The sequence below is a fragment of the Streptomyces sp. NPDC007907 genome (assembly GCF_042959365.1).
Taxonomy (GTDB): Bacteria; Actinomycetota; Actinomycetes; order Streptomycetales; family Streptomycetaceae; genus Streptomyces; species Streptomyces indiaensis.
The window spans coordinates 234,063-252,077 of sequence record NZ_JBIBKR010000002.1; the positions used below are offsets into that span (position 1 = coordinate 234,063).

At 71.2% G+C, this 18,015-nt stretch carries 14 protein-coding genes and 1 pseudogene; 9 read left to right on the top strand and 6 right to left on the bottom strand.

Going from position 1 to position 18,015, the window contains the following annotated elements; genetic code table 11:
• Positions 1-30 precede the first annotated feature (30 nt).
• Positions 31-819, bottom strand: coding sequence for an N-formylglutamate amidohydrolase (locus ACFZDI_RS07090; protein ID WP_391248347.1), 789 nt, complete (start codon positions 817-819; stop codon positions 31-33).
• Positions 820-961: 142 nt separating this feature from the next.
• Positions 962-3,181, bottom strand: a complete 2,220-nt coding sequence (locus ACFZDI_RS07095) for an NADP-dependent isocitrate dehydrogenase (RefSeq protein WP_391248349.1) — start codon at positions 3,179-3,181, stop codon at positions 962-964.
• A gap of 187 nt (positions 3,182-3,368) precedes the next feature.
• Between ACFZDI_RS07095 and ACFZDI_RS07100 the strand changes: the two genes are divergently transcribed.
• Complete coding sequence (locus ACFZDI_RS07100; protein WP_391248351.1) at positions 3,369-4,913, top strand: M1 family aminopeptidase; 1,545 nt, start codon at positions 3,369-3,371, stop codon at positions 4,911-4,913.
• Positions 4,914-4,923: 10 nt separating this feature from the next.
• Here ACFZDI_RS07100 and ACFZDI_RS07105 read toward each other — a convergent pair whose 3' ends face one another.
• Positions 4,924-6,021 carry a mechanosensitive ion channel domain-containing protein gene (locus tag ACFZDI_RS07105; protein ID WP_391248354.1) on the bottom strand — a complete coding sequence of 366 codons (1,098 nt, stop codon included), beginning with the start codon at positions 6,019-6,021 and terminating at the stop codon, positions 4,924-4,926.
• A 464-nt stretch (positions 6,022-6,485) separates the two neighbouring features.
• Complete coding sequence (locus tag ACFZDI_RS07110) at positions 6,486-7,469, bottom strand: lysylphosphatidylglycerol synthase domain-containing protein (protein WP_391248356.1); 984 nt, start codon at positions 7,467-7,469, stop codon at positions 6,486-6,488.
• A 216-nt stretch (positions 7,470-7,685) separates the two neighbouring features.
• Here ACFZDI_RS07110 and ACFZDI_RS07115 point away from each other — a divergent pair, with 216 nt between their 5' ends.
• The 3 genes and pseudogenes from ACFZDI_RS07115 to ACFZDI_RS07125 all read left to right on the top strand — a co-directional run.
• The gene (locus ACFZDI_RS07115) at positions 7,686-9,581 is read left to right on the top strand and encodes an ABC transporter transmembrane domain-containing protein (RefSeq protein WP_391249473.1); all 1,896 of its coding nucleotides are present in this window, start codon (positions 7,686-7,688) and stop codon (positions 9,579-9,581) included.
• Between the two features lie 74 nt (positions 9,582-9,655).
• The gene (locus ACFZDI_RS07120; RefSeq protein ID WP_391248358.1) at positions 9,656-10,228 is read left to right on the top strand and encodes a hypothetical protein; all 573 of its coding nucleotides are present in this window, start codon (positions 9,656-9,658) and stop codon (positions 10,226-10,228) included.
• A gap of 90 nt (positions 10,229-10,318) precedes the next feature.
• A pseudogene (locus ACFZDI_RS07125) lies at positions 10,319-10,534 on the top strand (two-component system response regulator); the annotation flags it as partial.
• Here the strand turns inward: ACFZDI_RS07125 and ACFZDI_RS07130 are convergent.
• Positions 10,516-10,995: a MarR family winged helix-turn-helix transcriptional regulator gene (locus tag ACFZDI_RS07130; RefSeq protein WP_391248360.1), complete on the bottom strand. Its 480-nt coding sequence runs from the start codon at positions 10,993-10,995 to the stop codon at positions 10,516-10,518. The pseudogene ACFZDI_RS07125 and the gene ACFZDI_RS07130 overlap by 19 nt on opposite strands.
• Before the next feature lie 160 nt (positions 10,996-11,155).
• A complete protein-coding gene (locus ACFZDI_RS07135) occupies positions 11,156-12,103 on the bottom strand; it encodes a methionyl-tRNA formyltransferase (protein ID WP_234845388.1) in 948 nt (315 codons plus the stop codon).
• A 248-nt stretch (positions 12,104-12,351) separates the two neighbouring features.
• Between ACFZDI_RS07135 and ACFZDI_RS07140 the strand changes: the two genes are divergently transcribed.
• From ACFZDI_RS07140 to ACFZDI_RS07160, 5 genes are all read left to right on the top strand, one after another.
• Positions 12,352-13,707: a SidA/IucD/PvdA family monooxygenase gene (locus ACFZDI_RS07140; protein ID WP_391248362.1), complete on the top strand. Its 1,356-nt coding sequence runs from the start codon at positions 12,352-12,354 to the stop codon at positions 13,705-13,707.
• Between the two features lie 209 nt (positions 13,708-13,916).
• The gene (locus ACFZDI_RS07145; protein ID WP_391249475.1) at positions 13,917-14,909 is read left to right on the top strand and encodes an iron chelate uptake ABC transporter family permease subunit; all 993 of its coding nucleotides are present in this window, start codon (positions 13,917-13,919) and stop codon (positions 14,907-14,909) included.
• A complete protein-coding gene (locus ACFZDI_RS07150) occupies positions 14,906-15,970 on the top strand; it encodes an iron chelate uptake ABC transporter family permease subunit (protein ID WP_391248364.1) in 1,065 nt (354 codons plus the stop codon). Before ACFZDI_RS07145 ends, ACFZDI_RS07150 begins: the two co-directional genes overlap by 4 nt.
• A 39-nt stretch (positions 15,971-16,009) precedes the next feature.
• Positions 16,010-16,864 (top strand): ABC transporter ATP-binding protein, encoded by an 855-nt coding sequence (locus ACFZDI_RS07155; RefSeq protein WP_234845384.1) that lies wholly within the window; start codon positions 16,010-16,012, stop codon positions 16,862-16,864.
• A 91-nt stretch (positions 16,865-16,955) separates the two neighbouring features.
• On the top strand, positions 16,956-18,014 hold the full coding sequence (locus ACFZDI_RS07160; RefSeq protein WP_391248367.1) for an ABC transporter substrate-binding protein: 1,059 nt from the start codon (positions 16,956-16,958) through the stop codon (positions 18,012-18,014).
• Position 18,015: the final 1 nt, after the last annotated feature.

The following is an 18,015-nucleotide window of genomic DNA, read 5'->3' on the forward strand; positions in this document are numbered from 1 at the left end:
TGTATTGATCACGGGTCACCGTCGGGCGGTTCAGCGGGACACGGCGTCCACCAGGGCGGCCAGTGCCCTGCCGAGCCGCTCCAGCCCGGGCCCGGCGGGGCCGCCCGGTTCGGTCATGTAGGTGTCCCGGCGGACCTCCACCATGAGCGCGCTCACCTCGGGCCGCTTCCCGTGGAACTCCACAGGCACGTAGGTCCCGCTGAACGGGGTGTCGAGTTCCGTCTCCCCGAAAGCTTCCCGGGCGGCGTCCAGCAGCGCGGGAGGCGTGTGGAAGGAGTCGGTGCCGAGACAGACCGCCGGGCGGGGCCCGTCCCCGTGCAGCTCGTAGGGCAGTCTCCGGCTCGGGTAGGAGTGCACGTCGATGATCACGGCCCGCCCCGTGGCGTCCAGCCGGTCCGCCACGGCCCGTGTCATCGCCCGCGCGTACGGCTCGAAGTACCGCTCGACGAGCGGGCCGGCGTCGGTGTCGTCGGGCCGTAGCACCCCGCCGTGCGTGGTCCGGGTGTAGACCGCCCCCATTCCGACGGCCAGCATCTCCTCCCGCTCGTCCGGGAACCGTTCCGGATCGACGACCAGCCGCGACAGCCGGTTGACGCAACGCCATGGTGTGAGGCCGGCCAGCCCGGCCGCCGTCTCGGCGATCTCCGCGGTGTGCGCGTCGGTGATGTGGTCGAGCTCCCGCTCCAGCTCCTCGTCACCGAGCACGATCCGCTCCCGCACGACGTCCGGTATCTCCCGCGCGGAGTGCGGCACATGAAGGATCACCGGGGACTGCCCGGCCCCGGGCAGCAGCTCGAAGGGCGGCGGGGCGTCGGTCACGGGGCGGCTCCAGGACGTGGATCGGTGGTGTGCGGCAGGATCGAGGTGCCTCGGAAGGCCGTGTGAGGGCGGATACGGCTCCGCCCCGGCCGGGCGCGCGGCCGGCCGGGGCGGAGTCGGAGGGCCGATGCGGCCCGGGGCGTCAGCTCAGGGACGCCAGGACCTCGTTCCACGTGGTGGACGGGCGCATGACCTCCGCGGCCTTCGCCGGGTCGGGCTGGTAGTACCCGCCGATGTCGACGGGCTTGCCCTGGGCGCCGACCAGCTCGTCGACGATCTTCTGCTCGTTCGCGGCGAGCGTCTCGGCGAGCGGGGCGAAGGCCTTCGCCAGGTCCGCGTCCTCGGTCTGCCCGGCCAGCTCCTGCGCCCAGTACAGGGACAGGTAGAAGTGGCTGCCGCGGTTGTCGATGCCGCCGACGCGACGGGTCGGGGACTTGTCCTCGTTGAGGAAGGTCGCCGTGGCGCGGTCGAGGGTGTCGGCCAGCACCTGGGCGCGGGCGTTGCCCGTCACCTTGGCGTACTGCTCCAGGGACGGCACCAGGGCGAAGAACTCACCCAGGGAGTCCCAGCGCAGGTAGTTCTCCTTGACCAGCTGCTGGACGTGCTTCGGCGCGGAACCGCCGGCGCCCGTCTCGAACAGGCCGCCGCCCGCCATCAGCGGGACGACCGACAGCATCTTGGCGCTGGTGCCCAGCTCAAGGATCGGGAACAGGTCGGTCAGGTAGTCGCGCAGGACGTTGCCGGTGACCGAGATCGTGTTCTCGCCGCGGCGGATGCGCTCCACCGACAGCTTCGTCGCCTCGACCGGGTTGAGGATCCGGATGTCCAGGCCCTCGGTGTCGTGCTCGGCGAGGTAGGTGTTGACCTTGGCGATCAGGTTGGCGTCGTGCGCGCGGGTCTCGTCCAGCCAGAACACGGCCGGGTCGCCGGTGGCGCGGGCGCGGGTGACGGCCAGCTTCACCCAGTCCTTGATCGGCGCGTCCTTCGTCTGGCAGGCGCGGAAGATGTCGCCGGCCGAGACGGTCTGCTCGATCAGGGCGGTGCCGTTGCCGTCGACGAGACGGACGGTGCCCGTGGTGGGGATCTCGAAGGTCTTGTCGTGGCTGCCGTACTCCTCGGCCTTCTGCGCCATGAGGCCGACGTTCGGCACCGAGCCCATGGTGGACGGGTCGTAGGCGCCGTTGGCCCGGCAGTCGTCGATCACGGCCTGGTAGACGCCCGCGTAGGAGGAGTCCGGCAGGACCGCGAGGGTGTCGTGCTCCTGGCCGTCCGGGCCCCACATGTGGCCCGAGGTGCGGATCATGGCCGGCATGGAGGCGTCGACGATGACGTCCGAGGGGACGTGCAGGTTCGTGATGCCCTTGTCGGAGTCGACCATGGCCAGCTCCGGGCCCTCGGCGAGCTCGGCGTCGAAGGAGGCCTTGATCTCGGCGCCCTCCGGCAGGGCGTCCAGGCCCTTCCAGATGCCGCCCAGACCGTCGTTCGGGGTCAGGCCGGCCGCGGCGAGCTTGTCGCCGTACTGCGCGAACGTCTTCGGGAAGAAGGCGCGCACCACGTGGCCGAAGACGATCGGGTCGGAGACCTTCATCATCGTCGCCTTCAGGTGCACCGAGAACAGCACACCCTCGGCCTTGGCACGGGCGACCTGCGCGGTCAGGAACTCGCGCAGCGCGGCGACGCGCATCACGGAGGCGTCGACGACCTCACCGGCGAGCACCGGTACGGACTCGCGCAGCACGGTGGTCGTGCCGTCGTCGCCGACGAGCTCGATGCGCAGCGTGCCGTCCTCGGCGATCACGACCGACTTCTCGGTGGAGCGGAAGTCGTTCTGGCCCATGGTCGCCACGTTGGTCTTGGACTCCGGGATCCAGGCGCCCATGCGGTGCGGGTGGGACTTGGCGTAGTTCTTGACCGAGGCGGGGGCGCGCCGGTCGGAGTTGCCCTCACGCAGGACCGGGTTCACGGCGGAGCCCTTGACCTTGTCGTAGCGGGCGCGGATCTCGCGCTCCTCGTCGGTCTTCGGGTCGTCCGGGTAGTCCGGCAGCGCGTAGCCCTGGCCCTGCAGCTCCGCCACGGCGGCCTTGAGCTGCGGGATGGACGCCGAGATGTTCGGCAGCTTGATGATGTTGGCGGCGGGCGTCTTGGCCAGCTCGCCGAGCTCCGCGAGGGCGTCCGGGATGCGCTGGTCCTCGGTCAGGTACTCCGGGAACACGGCGATGATGCGTCCGGCCAGCGAGATGTCGCGGGTCTCCACGGGGACACCCGCCTGCGATGCGTAGGCCCGGACCACCGGCAGGAAGGAATACGTCGCCAGGGCGGGGGCCTCGTCAGTGTGCGTATAGATGATGGTCGAGTCAGTCACCGGGTGCTCCGCTCCACGTCTGCAACATTGCTCGACATCAAGATATCTCGTGATCGACCTCGTCTCGACAGGGGTCCGCGACCGGTTTTGTGCAACCGATCGACCGCTTCGCGTGTCCTGGAGAGAGATCACTCACTCCAAGCCACGGCCGGACCTGACCACCCGGCCGTCCGAGCGAAAGCGGACCATGAGATATCGCACCAGAGTGACGGCCCCCGCGGCCGCCCTGATCGGCACCGCGGCGGCACTCGGTACGGGGATCCCCGCCCAGGCCGCCCCCGGGACCGGCGCCACACCCGGCGCCGAGACCCTCGGTGACTCCGTCTACCCCGCCCTCGGCAACGGCGGATACCACGTCTCGGCCTACCACCTCGACGTCGCCTACGACGCCACGACCAAGCTCGTCGAGGCCACCACGACCCTGACCGTCTGCACCACCCAGGCCCTGAGCCGCTTCTCCCTGGACGCGCGCGGCCTGGACATACGCTCCGTCCGGGTCGACGGCCGCGCCGCCGCCTTCGAGCAGGTGGCCGAGAAGTTGCGGATCACCCCCGCCCGCCCGCTCCCGGCGAGGGCCCGGGCCAAGGTCGTGGTGGCCTACGGCGCCGACCCCCGCCGGACCCCGCCGCCCGCCGGCGGCTGGGTGGCCACCCCGGACGGATTCGCGGTGTGCTGCCAGCCGGACCTGGCGCACACCGTCTTCCCCTGCAACGACCACCCCTCCGACAAGGCCGATTTCACCTTCCGGATCACCGTGCCCGACGGGCTGCGGGGCGTCGCCAGCGGCACACTGGTGCGCACCGAGCAGCTGTCCGGCGGCCTGACCGCGTACACGTACCGCTCCCGCTCGCCGATCGCCACCGAGGTGGTGCAGATCACCGTCGGCGACTACGTGATCAAGGAGCGGCAGGGTCCGCACGGACTGCCGCTGCGCGACGTCGTCCCGGTGGCCCGGGCCACCGCCCTGGAACCGGCGCTGGCGCTCACCCCGGGCCTGGTGGCGTGGGTCGAGCAGCGGCTGGGCGCGTACCCCTTCGAGACGTACGGCCTGCTGCCCTGCAACAACGACGCCTCGAACGCCTTCGACTTCACCGGCCTGGAGACCCAGACCCTCACGCTCTACAAGCCGAACTACCTCCTCCAGGAGGAGAGCAAGATCGGCTCGCACATGATGCACGAGCTGGTCCACTCCTACTTCGGCAACAGCGTCAGCCCCGCCACCTGGGCCGATCTGTGGCTGAACGAGGGCCACGCCGACTTCTACGGCCTGCTGTACCGCTACGAGCGCGGCTGGGCCGATTCGCTTGGCATGACCACGCTGGAAGCGCGTATGAAGCACACCTATGCGCAGGGCGACCAGTGGCGCCGCGACTCCGGGCCGGTGGCGGCGCCCAACGCGGCCAACCTGTTCGACAGCCAGCGCTACCTGGGCGGGGTGCTCGTGCTGTACGCGCTGCGGCAGCAGGTCGGGGAGGCGGCCTTCACGGCCCTGGAGCGCACGTTCCTGGAGCGGTACCGCGACTCCACCGCCTCCACCGAGGACTACATCGCCCTCGCCTCGGAGATCTCGGGGCAGGACGTCACCGGCTTCCTGCGGGACTGGCTGTACGGCACGAAGACGCCGCGGATGCCGGGGCACCCGGACTGGACGGTGACGCCGGTGAAGGCGTCCCTCGCGGCACCGCGCGACCGGAGGGACAGCCACCACCACGACAACTCCGCGACGCTGTGACGAGCGGCCCCTAGTCGAACCGGGCGGAGCTCAGACCGCCCGGCTCGATCTCGCCGGTCCGCTGCTGCGGGATGACGACCCCGCCCTGCTGGAGCGCCACCGTGCGCGCCGGGGCGGGGATGCGGATGCCCTCCGCGCGGTAGCGCTTGTGCAGGCGCTTGATGAACTCGTGCTTGATCCGGTACTGGTCGCTGAACTCGCCGACGCCCAGGATGACGGTGAAGCCGATGCGGGAGTCGCCGAAGGTGTGGAACCGGATGATCGGCTCGTGGTCCGCCACGGCGCCGTCCACCTCGGCCATCGTCTCGGCGATGACCTCGTTGGTGACCCGCTCCACCTGCTCCAGGTCGCTGTCGTAGGCCACCCCGACCTGGACCAGGACGGTCAGCTGCTCCTCCGGGCGCATGAAGTTGGTCATGTTCGCCTTGGCGAGCTGGCCGTTGGGGATCACGACCAGGTTGTTCGACAGGTTGCGGATCGTCGTCTGCCGCCAGTTGATGTCCTCGACGTAGCCCTCCTCGCCGCTGCTGAGCCGGATGTAGTCACCGGGCTGGACGGTCTTCGAGGCGAGGATGTGGATGCCCGCGAAGAGGTTGGCGAGGGTGTCCTGCAGGGCCAGCGCGACGGCCAGACCGCCGACGCCGAGGGCGGTGAGCAGCGGCGCTATCGAGATGCCCAGGGTCTGGAGCACCACCAGGAAGCCGATCGCCAGGACCAGGATCCGGGTGATGTTGACGAAGATCGTGGCCGATCCGGCGACCCCGGAGCGGGACTGGGTGACCGTGCGCACCAGCCCCGTCACGACCCGGGCCACCGACACGGTCGCCACGAAGATCAGCAGCACGGTGAGCACCTGGTTCGTGGTGTGCTGCACCGTCCGGGTCAGCGGCAGCACCGCCGCCGCGCCCGCCACTCCGCCCACGACCGCCCCCCAGGGCACCACGGCCCGCAGCGCGTGCACGATCACGTCGTCGCCGCTCCAGCGGGTGCGGTCGGCGTGCCGGCCCAGCCAGCGCAGCAGGACGCGCAGTGCGAACGCCGCCAGCAGGCCCGAGCCGAGGGCGATGCCGGCGAACAGCAGATCGTCCACGGTCAGCGCCCGGTTCACCGGTCACCTCCGGGGCGGGGAACCGCGGCGAACGCCGCCACCTGCGGCCGGATGTGAAGTCTCATCACGTCGTCACCTGCTCGTCTTCCGGGATGTCAGAAGGTGCCCGACCGCCCTGACCTGCGGTCGGCACGATCGTTCATCCTGCCGTATCCCGTGCAGGGTTCCGTACCGGAGACGGGGGTGGGCGGAGGGTGAGTTGCTGCACATGACGCAGGGTCACGCCGGGCTCGCTCACAGGTCCGGGAAGACCGTGCCTGCCCTCGCCGGAGACGAATCGGGCCGCTCCCCGCAGGCTCTCGGCCGGCACACCGGTGCCGTGCCGGAACTCGGCGCGCAGCGCGGCCGGTCATCGAGGCCCTCCTGGTCCAGCACGGAGGGCCGGTCGGAGCGCAGGCAGGACTGCGGGAACCGGGCGATCTCCGCGCCCGGTTCCTCGGCCGCGGCCCGGGCCCGGCCCCGGGTCAGATCACCTTCAGCCGCACCAGCGCCGCCAGCGTCAGCGCGCCCGGCACCAGCGGCAGCCAGACGGTGATCACCCGGAACGCCAGCACCACGGCGGTGGCCACCGCGGCCGGGCCGCCCGCCGCCACCAGCGCCACCACCAGCGCCGCCTCGACCGAGCCGATGCCGCCCGGGGTGGGCACCAGCGCGACGGCGACCGTCGCCGCCAGGTAGGCCACCGCCATGTGCGCGGCCGGGACGTCCAGCCCCAGCGCCCGCCCCACCAGCACCAGTACGGACGCCTGCAACGCCGGGAAGGCGAAGGAGCCGCCCCACAGCGCGAGGGCCCGGGCCGGCCGGGTGTGCACCGAGCGGGCCTCGCCGAGCGCCGTCCGCAGGAAGGACACCAGGGCCGAACGCAGCCGCCGGACCAGGGCGAGCACGGTCGCGGCGATCACCAGCGCCACCGCGACACCGGCCAGCAACGGGCCGAACGCCGTCTCCGGCACCAGCGTGCCGAGGCGCAGCGCGTCGGGGAAGGCGACGAACAGGGCGCCCAGCAGCAGCACCCGGCCGGCGCTCTCAGCGAGCAGGTACAGGCCGAGGGCGGCCGAGGAACGGGCGAGCGGCAGCCCGCACACGGTCATGAACCGCAGGTTGACCGCGCTCGCGCCCAGCCCGGTCGGCAGCAGGTGGTTGGCCGCTCCGGCCGCGAACTGCGTGGCCAGCAGCCGCCGTCGGGGCAGCCGCTCGACGACCGCGCCCTGCCGTGTGCAGGCGGCGGCGACCCAGGTCAGGCAGGTCGCGCCGACCGCCGCCAGCAACCAGGGCCACTCGGCGGTGCCCAGATGCGCGAAACCGTCGGCCAGCACCGACCGGTGCCGCACCGCGACCACGGTGACGAGCAGGAGCGGGAGCAGACACAGGAGCTGCCGCAGACGGCGGACCGGGACGCGACGGGGGAGTCGTCCCGGGCGGAGTTCGGGGAGTTGTACCGCTGTCACGTCTCCAGAGGCTGTCCAGGCCGTGCCAACTGCGGGTTGCGGGAGCGGGGACCGGGGATTGCGCGCGGGAAGCGGCTGCGTGGGGAGCGTCATCGGGGCCTTTGCGCGAAGGGACGGGGAAGAGGGGGATCGGGCTGATTGTGCGGGATGTCGGGGCAATGCGCGAGCTTCCTTGACCTCAAGGTTGCTTGAGGTTCTACGGTCGCCCTCATGAGCATGGAGACCACCGCGTGGACACAGCTGCACAGCGTGATCAACGCCGAACAGGAGCGCCGCCCCTTCGCATTGGCGACCCTGCGCCGCATCGGCGCCTTCGCCCGCCCGCACCGGCGCCGCATCGCCCTCTTCGTCCTGCTGGGCGTGGGCACCGCCCTGCTGGCCGTGGCGACACCCGTCCTGGCCGGGTCGGTCGTGGACACGATCGTGTCCCACGGGGACGAGGACGAAGTCGTACGTCTCGCCCTGCTCATCGCGCTGATCGCGGTGGCGGAGGCGGCCCTGGGCATCCTCGGCCGGAGACTGTCGGCGACGCTCGGGGAGCATCTGATCCTCGATCTGCGGACCGCCGTCTTCGACCATGTGCAGCGCATGCCGGTCGCGTTCTTCACACGCACACGTACGGGCGCCCTCGTCTCCCGGCTCAACAACGACGTCATCGGCGCCCAGCGCGCGTTCAGCACCACCCTCTCCGGAGTGGTCGGCAACCTCGTCACGCTGCTGCTCACGCTCGCGGTGATGCTCACGCTGTCCTGGCAGATCACCCTGCTCGCGCTGGTGCTGCTGCCGGTGTTCGTGATCCCGGCCCGCCGCATGGGCCGTCGCATGGCCACGATGCAGCGGGAGGCGGCGACGCTGAACGCCGCGATGGGCACCCGCATGACCGAGCGGTTCTCCGCCCCCGGAGCAACCCTCGTCAAGCTGTTCGGACGACCGGAGGAGGAGTCGCGGGAGTTCGCCGAGCGCGCCCGCCGGGTCGCGGACATCGGGATCCGCACGGCGACCGCCCAGGCGGCCTTCATCACCGCGCTCACCCTGGTCTCCGCCCTCGCCCTGGCCCTGGTCTACGGGCTCGGTGGCTGGTTCGCCCTGCGCGGTGCCCTGGAGCCCGGCGCGGTCGTGTCGCTCGCGCTGCTCCTGACCCGGCTCTACGCGCCGCTGACGGCGCTCGCGGGGGCGCGCGTCGAGGTGATGAGCGCCCTGGTCAGTTTCGAGCGGGTCTTCGAGGTGCTCGACCTCAGGCCTCTCATCGAGGAGAAGGCGGACGCGCGTGCGGTGCCCGAGGGGCCCGTCGCGGTCGAGTTCGACAACGTCCGCTTCGGCTACCCGGCGGCCGACAAGGTCTCCCTCGCCTCCCTGGAGGAGGTCGCGTCCCTGGACGGCCGGGGCGGCGACGAGGTGCTGCACGGAGTGTCCTTCCGTGCCGAACCCGGTCAGACCGTGGCGCTCGTCGGCTCCTCCGGCGCGGGCAAGTCGACCATCGCACAGCTGATGCCGCGCCTGTACGACACCGACGAGGGAGCGGTACGCATCGGCGGCGTCGACGTCCGCGACCTCACGGCCCGGTCGCTGCGGCAGACCCTGGGCATGGTCACCCAGGACGGCCACCTCTTCCACGACACCGTCCGCGCCAACCTGCTCCTCGCCCGGCCCGAGGCCACGGAGGACGACCTGTGGGACGCCCTGCGCCGGGCCCGCCTCGACGACCTCGTACGCTCCCTGCCCGACGGCCTGGACACCGTGGTCGGCGAGCGTGGTTACCGTCTGTCCGGCGGTGAACGCCAGCGCATGACCATCGCCCGGCTGTTGCTGGCCCGCCAGCGCGTGGTCATCCTCGACGAGGCCACCGCCCACCTCGACAACACCTCCGAGGCCGCCGTCCAGGAAGCACTCACCGCAGCACTCGAAGGCCGCACGGCCGTCGTGATCGCCCACCGGCTCTCCACCGTCCGCGCGGCCGACCAGATCCTGGTCGTCGAGGCCGGCCGGATCGTGGAACGGGGCACGCACGAGGAACTCCTGGCGGCGGGGCGGCGGTACGCGGAGCTGTACCGCACCCAGTTCGCGGAACGGGGCGACGGGACGCGGGGCGAGGCGGTGGAGGAGGCCGCCTGAGGCGTGAACGCCCGCCCGGACCCGTGCGTACTCCTGTCGAACACCTGGCGAAAGACCGCACCCGGAGAGGCGACGTGTCCCAGCAGTATCCGCCCGCACGATCCACCCGCCGCACCCCGTCCCGGGCCCCGGGGCCGCGCGCCCTCGCCGCGGCCGGCGCCCTGGTGGTCCTCCCCCTCGTCACGGCCTGCGGCGGCGGTGGCGACGGCAAGGGCGCCGACGGTGGCGGCAAGGCGGCGCCGAGCGTGACCGCCGCTCCCGCCGCCGGAGTCGTCGCACCGGCCAAGGTGGAGGTGATCGCCGGGCTGACCGGCTGCAAGGCGGAGATCCGCATCGACGCCGACGAGCTGCGTCAGGGCCTGTGCCACACCGAGAAGGCCGACTACCTCATCACCACGTTCCCCGAGGAGAGGCTCAAGGAGACCTGGCTGGAGGAGGCGCGCGTCTACGGAGGCACCTACCTCGTCGGCACGCGCTGGGTGGTCAGCGTGAAACCCGCGCTGCTGGAGTCCTTCCGCGCGAAGCTCGGCGGCACGATCAGGGAGCTGCGGGGCATCGGTCCCGAGCCGGGCGGGCAGTCACGGGGCATCGGGCCCACGCCGAGCGGGGAGCCCCGGGGCATCGGGCCCACGCCGACCGGGCGGTGATGACCGCTCTCTTCGGTTTCGGCTGGTGGAGGTCATGATGGTGCGGCTCGGCACATGAGCCGCCCCCTCCGCGGCGGCCTCGCAGATTGAAAGGGCATGAGCGTGGAGACCGCCGAACTCGTGGAGCGGGCCCTGCGCGCGGCGGAGAGCACCCTGTCCGCCACCGAGTGCGCCGCCGCCACCGGCGTCTCCCGGGTGAGCGCCCGCCGCTACCTGGAGTACTTCCACGGCATCGGCAGTGCGGAGGTGTCCCTGCGCTACGGCGCCGCCGGCCGGCCCGAACGCCGCTACACCTGGCGGGCCTGAGCCGTCACACGGAACCCGCCCGCGGGTCCCCTCTCCTCGTGGTGGGCGTGCACGCGCCTTAGCAGGGCGGCCAGTTGCTCCCGTTCGGACTCGCTCAGCGGCGTCAGGAGGTCGTCGTCCGCGGATGCGATGTCGGCGTTGAGGTGGTCCAGGGCCGTCCTGCCCTGCGGGGTGATGCGGACGTCGACGCGGCGGCGGTCGGTGAGGCTGCGGACGCAGTCGACCTGCCCGGCGTCGGCCAGGTCTTTCACGACCCTCGCGAGGTCGGCGGCGTTCATGTCCAGGCGGGCGGCCAGCACGCCCTTGGGCTGCGGACCGAGATCGGCGACCAGGGTGAGGACGGTCAGATGCCACAGCCTCAGCCCGCGGGCCGCGAGTTTGTCCGACAGGGTGCGGCGGGCGGCCTTTCCCGTCGCGTACATCAGGTACGCACTGAGGTTCAGCACGCTGGGCGGCGTCATGCGTGAACGGTAGCCCGGCTGTGCGCTGCTTGTGAACTCGTCCCAAAAATACGTGACTTGAGGGAAGCAGGGCACGAGGGCACACGAGCGCCGCCGCGCGGACGTTGGTCCGTGCGGCGGCGTCGCGGGCGGGCCCCGGGACCGTACCGGGGCCGACGGGTCAGGGACGCGTGGTGAGGTAGCCGCCCATGGAGGTGAAGTACTCGGTCGCGGGCAGCTCCCGGCCGTCCTCGGTGCGCACGCGGGTGATGGCCAGGCCGTGGTTGCGTCCCGTCCGGGCGTCGGCGCCGGCGACGATCACCACGCCCTCGCCCTCGCGGTAGAAGATCCGGCCGGGCGTGCCGCCGTAGCGGCCCTCGGAGACGAACGAGGCCAGAACGTCGAGCCGCTTGCCCCGGTGGAAGGTGTAGGCGCTCGGGTACGGCTCGGACTGGGCGCGCACCAGGCGCTCCAGGTCCTCGGCCGGCCAGCTCCAGTCGATGCGGCTGTCCTCGTCGGCGCGCTTGTGGAAGAAGGACGCCTGGGAGCGGTCCTGCCGGGTGAACTCGGTCTGCCCTGAGGCGATCAGCCGGAGCGCGCCGATGGTGACGGGGGCGATGAGGTCGACGGTCTTGTGGAAGAGGTCGGTCGCGGTGTCCGTGGGACCGACCGGCACAGCCTCCTGCCGGACGATGTCACCGGCGTCGAGTTCGTCGTTCATCATGTGCGCCGTGACGCCGACCTCCGGCTCGCCGTTGATGAGCGCCCAGATCAGCGGGGAGAACCCGGCGTACTTCGGCAGCAGCGAGTCGTGCACGTTCAGCGTGCCGTGGCGCGGCAGGCCGAAGATGCGCGGGGGGATCCAGGTGCGCCAGTTGTTGGCCACGATGATGTCCGGGTCGGCCTCCTGGAGGCGTTCGAACAGCTCGTCGTCGTCAGGGCGGTTGCGCAGGAGCACCGGGACGCCGTGCTCCTCGGCGAGGTCGGCGACCGAGTCGCTCCAGATCTTCTCGTAGGCGTGGTCGCTCTTCGGGTGGGTCACCACCAGCACCACGTCGTGCTCGGACTCCAGGAGGGCTTGCAGGGTGCGATGCCCCCAGGTCTGGTAACCGAACATGACGACCCGCATGGGGTTCCTCCTCAGAGCGCGGTGGTGGCCGACGCAAGTAAAGCAAGGCTTACCTTAGTGCGCAACGACCCTTGCAGGATTGATCAGTTGACGCGTCACCCTGGAGGGGGTGTCCGTTTTGCCCTGTCGACACCTCCAGTGGTTTAGCTTAGGCTCACCTAAGTTCGTTGGGGTGCCGCGTCGTCGGCATGCCCGCCTCCTCTTCCCCACACCTGACACGCGCGGCTGCCCCGCACGATGGGAGTGACATGTCGCAGGTTCTTCCTGATGACGCATCACCGGTCCACGACCTGATCGGTATCGGCTTCGGGCCGTCCAATGTGGCCATGGCGATCGCGCTCCGCGAGCACAACGCCCGCGTCGGCAGGCAGGAGGCCGTCACCGCTCACTTCTTCGAGCAGCAGCCCCGCTTCGGCTGGCACCGAGGCATGCTCATCGACGACGCCACCATGCAGGTCTCCTTCCTCAAGGACCTGGTGACGCTGCGCAACCCGGCCAGCGAGTACAGCTTCCTCTGCTACCTGCAGAGCAAGGGCCGGCTGATCGACTTCATCAACCACAAGAACCTGTTCCCGCTGCGCGTGGAGTTCCACGACTACTTCGAGTGGGCCGCGGCCCAGGTCGACGACATGGTCTCCTACGGCCACGAGGTCGTCGGCGTCGCGCCCGTGACCCGGGACGGCGTCGTCGACCACTTGGAGGTGACCGTCCGGTCGGGCGGCGGCCTCGAGATCCACCGGGCCCGCAACCTCGTCATCGGCACCGGTCTGCGCCCCCTCGTGCCCGAAGGCGTGGAGCGGGGCGAACGCGTCTGGCACAACTCCGAACTGCTCGCCAAAGTAGACGAGTTGGAGGGCACCTCGCCCTCGAGGTTCGTCGTCGTGGGCGCCGGGCAGAGCGCCGCCGAGAACGTCGCCTACCTGCACCGGCGCTTCCCCGGGGCCGAGGTCTGCGCGGTCTTCTCCCGTTACGGCTACAGCCCCGCCGACGACAGCAGCTTCGCCAACCGGATCTTCGACCCGCAGGCCGTCGACCAGTACTTCGCCGCGCCCGAGGACGTCAAGCGACAGCTGATGGACTACCACGGCAACACCAACTACTCCGTGGTGGACATCGACCTGATCGACGACCTGTACCGGCAGTCCTACCAGGAGAAGGTGCTGGGCACCGAGCGGCTGCGGTTCCTCAACGTCTCCCGTCTCACCGGCGTCAAGGAGACCCCGTCGAGCGTCCGCGCCACGGTGACCTCCCTCGTCACCGGCGAGGACACCGACCTGGACGCGGACGTCGTGGTCCTCGCCACCGGCTACAGCCCCGTCGACCCCACCAGCCTGCTCGGAGAGGTCGCCGACCACTGTCTGCGCGACGACGAGGGCCGCGTCCGCGTCGAGCGGGACTGGCGCATCGCGACCGACCCCGCGTTGCGCTGCGGCATCTACCTCCAGGGCGGCACGGAGCACACGCACGGCATCACCTCGTCGCTGCTGTCCAACACCGCCGTCCGGGTGGGCGAGATCCTGGACTCCCTCCTCGGCCGCGGGGCCGAGGCCGCCGCGGACCGCAGGCACACCCTCGCCGACGGCACGGGCAGCGCCGCCCGCTAGGCGTTCCGCCTGGGGCACCGGGGACACCGATCGGTCCCGGCGCGCCAGGGGACACCACGGCCACCGCCCGTCGTGGCCGCCCGCGCGGTTCCCCGCGCCCCGTCGGGCGTCGCGGGAACCGATCTGTCAACTCGCCCACCGCGCAAGGGATAACGTACGTGGAGCGCCCCCCGGCCAGGGGCTCGACCCGGGTCCGCCGGCGACGGCTCATGGGTCTGGCCGCCCTCTTGGCTTTCCTCGTGATCGCCGCCGTGCTGTCGCTGGCCGTCGGCGCACGGGCGTTGAGTCCCGCCGAGGTGTGGCACGGACTGTTCGACGCCCCCGACCCCGACCGGCGCCTCACGGAGATCAGGCTCATCGTCGAGACCGTACGGGTGCCCCGCACGGTCCTCGGCATCGTCGCGGGCATCGCCCTCGGGGTCGGCGGGGCGCTGATCCAGGGGTTCACCCGCAACCCCATCGCCGACACCGGCCTGCTGGGCGTGAACGCCGGCGCCTCGTTCGCGGTCGTGGTGGCGATCTCCGTGTTCGGGCTCGGCGATCCGTTCCAGTACGTCTGGTTCGCGTTCGCCGGGGCCGCCGTCGCCGGTGTCGTGGTCTTCGGACTGGCGAGCATCGGACGCGGGGCGGGCAACCCGCTGACCCTGGCGCTGGCCGGCCAGGGCGTCACGGTGTTCCTCGCGGCGATGACCACCGCCGTCGCGCTGTCGGACCAAGCCGCGCTGAACGCCCTGCGGTTCTGGAACGCGGGCTCCCTCGCCGGTGTCGGATTCGACGTCATCTGGCCCGTGACCGTGTTCATCGGCGCCGGACTGGTGCTGGCCCTGACCACCCTGCCCTCCCTCAATCTGCTCAACCTGGGGGACGACGTGGCCAGGGGACTGGGCGTGAACATCGCGCTGAGCCGGACCGTCGGCATCACCGCCGTCACCCTGCTGGCGGGCGCCACGACAGCCGCATGCGGTCCCATCGCCTTCCTCGGCCTGATGGTCGCCCACGTGGCCCGGCACGTGACCGGCCCGGACTACCGCTGGCTGGTGCCGTACGCCGGACTGCTCGGGGCCGTCGTGCTGCTGCTGTGCGACATGGTCGGCCGACTGGTCGTGCGGCCGGGCGAGTTGGACGCCGGCGTCCTGGTGGCGCTCCTCGGCGCCCCCTTCTTCGCGGCGCTCGTGTGGCGTGGAAAGTTCAGGCAGGCATGAACGTGACCGACATGAAGGCCTCCCTGCCGCCGGGCGTGCGGCTCGGCCGCCGCCTGTCGTTCGTCTGGCGGCCCTGGCCGCTGTGCGTCACGCTGCTGCTCGCGGCGGCGACCTTCCTGGTGTTCTGCGTGTCCATCGGCGTCGGGGACTTCCCGATCGGTCTTCCGCAGGTCGTCGCCACGCTCTTCGGGCGGGGCGAGCAGGTCGACGCGTTCGTCATCATGGACCTGCGGATGCCGCGCGCCCTGGCCGGAGTCGTCGTGGGCGTCGCACTCGGGGTGTCCGGGGCGATCACGCAGTCCATCGCGCGCAATCCGCTGGCCAGCCCGGACGTCCTGGGGATCACCTCGGGTGCCAGCGCCGTCGCGGTGTTCCTGGTGACGGTCTCGGGCGGGACCGCCGCGGCGATCGTCGACTCGGTGGGCCTGTCGGCCGCGGCGCTCGCGGGCGGGCTCGGCACCGGCCTGCTGGTGTACTTCCTGGCGCGGCGGCGCGGTGTGGACGGTTTCCGGCTCATCCTCATCGGCATCTCGGTGAGCGCCGTGATGGAGGCCGTCACGACCTGGCTGCTGGTCACGGCCGACATCCGGGACGTGGCCCGGGCCCAGGCGTGGCTGGTCGGTTCGCTGGAGGACCGCTCGTGGGGCGAGGTCTGGACGGCCCTGTGGTGCGGACTCGCCCTCCTGGTCGTCGTCTCCTGCGTCGCCTTCCAGTTCAGGCCGATGCACTTCGGCGACGACGTCGCCGCGGGCCTGGGTGTCCGGTACGGGAGGGTGCGGGCGGTGCTGCTGCTGTGCGCGGTGCTGCTGGCCGGTGTGGCGGTGAGCGCGGCGGGCCCGGTCCCGTTCGTGGCGCTGGTGGCGCCGCAGGTGGCGATGCGTCTGGCGCGCTGCCCCACACCGCCGCTGGCGGCCTCGGGCCTGACGGGTGCGCTGCTGCTGACCGGCTCGGACCTCGTCGCGCGCACGGCGCTGCCGGTCTCGCTCCCGGTCGGCGTGGTCACCGCCGCGATCGGCGGGCCCTTCCTCGTCCATCTGCTGGTGCGGGCGAACCTGCGCTAGATGTACAAGAGTCAGGTGAACCGGAGCAAGGGGGAACCCGTGGTCGCACAGTCCGTCACCGAGGCCGAGGTCGGCGGCGCTTCGAGGCTCGCAGCCCGAGGTGTCACGGTCGGCTACGGCGGCCGGGTCGTCATCGACGAGCTCGACGTGGCGATACCGCCCGGTGTGATCACCACCATCATCGGCCCCAACGGCTGCGGGAAGTCCACCCTGCTGCGGACACTGTCCCGGCTGCTCAAGCCGGCCCGGGGGACGGTCGTCCTGGACGGCGAGGACATCGGCAGGCTCAGGACCCGTGACGTGGCGAAGAAGCTCGGCCTGCTGCCGCAGACACCGGTCGCCCCGGAGGGGCTGACGGTGGCCGACCTGGTCGCCAGGGGCCGCCATCCGCACCAGAGCTGGCTGCGGCAGTGGTCGTCCGACGACGCCGACGTGGTGGAACGCGCCCTGGCCATGACCGGCGTCTCCGACCTCGCCGACCGCCCGGTCGACGCGCTGTCCGGCGGGCAGCGCCAGCGCGTCTGGATCTCGATGACGCTGGCTCAGGGCACCGATCTGCTGCTGCTGGACGAGCCGACGACCTATCTGGACCTGGCGCACGCCCTCGACGTCCTCGATCTGGTGGACGACCTGCACGAGTCGGGCTGCACCGTCGTGATGGTTCTCCACGACCTCAACCTGGCCACCCGCTACAGCGACAACCTCGTGGTGATGCGGGACGGCTCGATCCTGGCGCAGGGGCATCCGCGTGACGTCATCACCGCCGAACTCCTGCACGAGGCCTTCGGGTTGCGCGCACGGGTGATCGACGACCCGGTCGGCGACCGGCCGCTGATCGTGCCGATTGGGCGGACGCACGTACAGCCGGGACACCTCCCGGCACAGGGAAGTTAGTAAGGCTAGGCTAACCTCATTAAGTCGCGGTAAGGTTTGGCTGCCCTTAGGCAAGGGCGCAGCGAACTGGCGCGACAGCAAGGGGATGTTGATGCTCCTCCATCGAACGACGCCCGGGAAGCCATGGCGGCGGCTGGCGGCGGCACTGTCCGCGGCCGCCCTCGGCGTCGGTCTCCTCGCGGGATGCGGTTCCGGCTCGGCGGACGACAAGGGCGGCCAGGGCGAGAACACTCAGGCCGCGGCCGCCGGTGAGTTCCCGGTCACCGTGGAGCACGCGTTCGGATCCACCACCGTCGAGAAGGCGCCGCAGCGGGTCGTCTCCGTCGGCTACACCGACGACCAGACCGTCCTGGCCTTCGGCATCAAGCCCGTCGGCATGGTCGACCAGTACCCGAACCCGCCCGGCAAGAGCCCCGACATCAACACCCAGTGGCCGTGGGTCAAGGACCAGTGGGGTGACACCAAGCCCGAGGTCGTCATGAAGAACGGCGACTCCGGCCCCAACTACGAGAAGATCGCCGCCCTCCGGCCCGACCTGATCGTCGCGGTGTACTCCGAGATCGACAAGGCCGCCTACGACAAGCTCTCCAGGATCGCGCCCACGGTGGCCCGCACCAAGGGCGAGAAGGAGCCCTTCAGCGCCCCCTGGCAGGACAACGCCCTGCACATCGCCAAGGCCCTCGGCCGGGCCGACGATGGCCGGAAGATGGTCGACGGCATCCAGGGGCAGCTGGACGCGGCCAGGAAGGCGCACCCCGAGCTCGGCAAGCAGACCGCCGTCGCGCTGTCCTGGTACAAGGACTCGGTGGCGCCCTTCACCTCCACCGACGTGCGCGGCCGGCTCGTCACGGGCATCGGCTACACGTACCAGACCGAGATCGACAAGATCGCGGGCGGCAGCTTCTACACCACGCTCTCGCCCGAGCGTGTCGACCTGGTCGACGTCGACCGCATCTTCGTCATCAACGACACGGCCGACACCGAGGCGCTCAAGAAGTTCAAGCTGTTCGCCAACCTCGACGCGGTGAAGAAGGGCAACGTGTCCTACCTGCTCGACAGTGAGGGACCGGCGGTCGGCGCGGCCATCTCCCAGGGCACCCTGCTGTCCATGCCGTACGCCATCGACGAGCTCGTCAAGTCGGTCGAGTAGG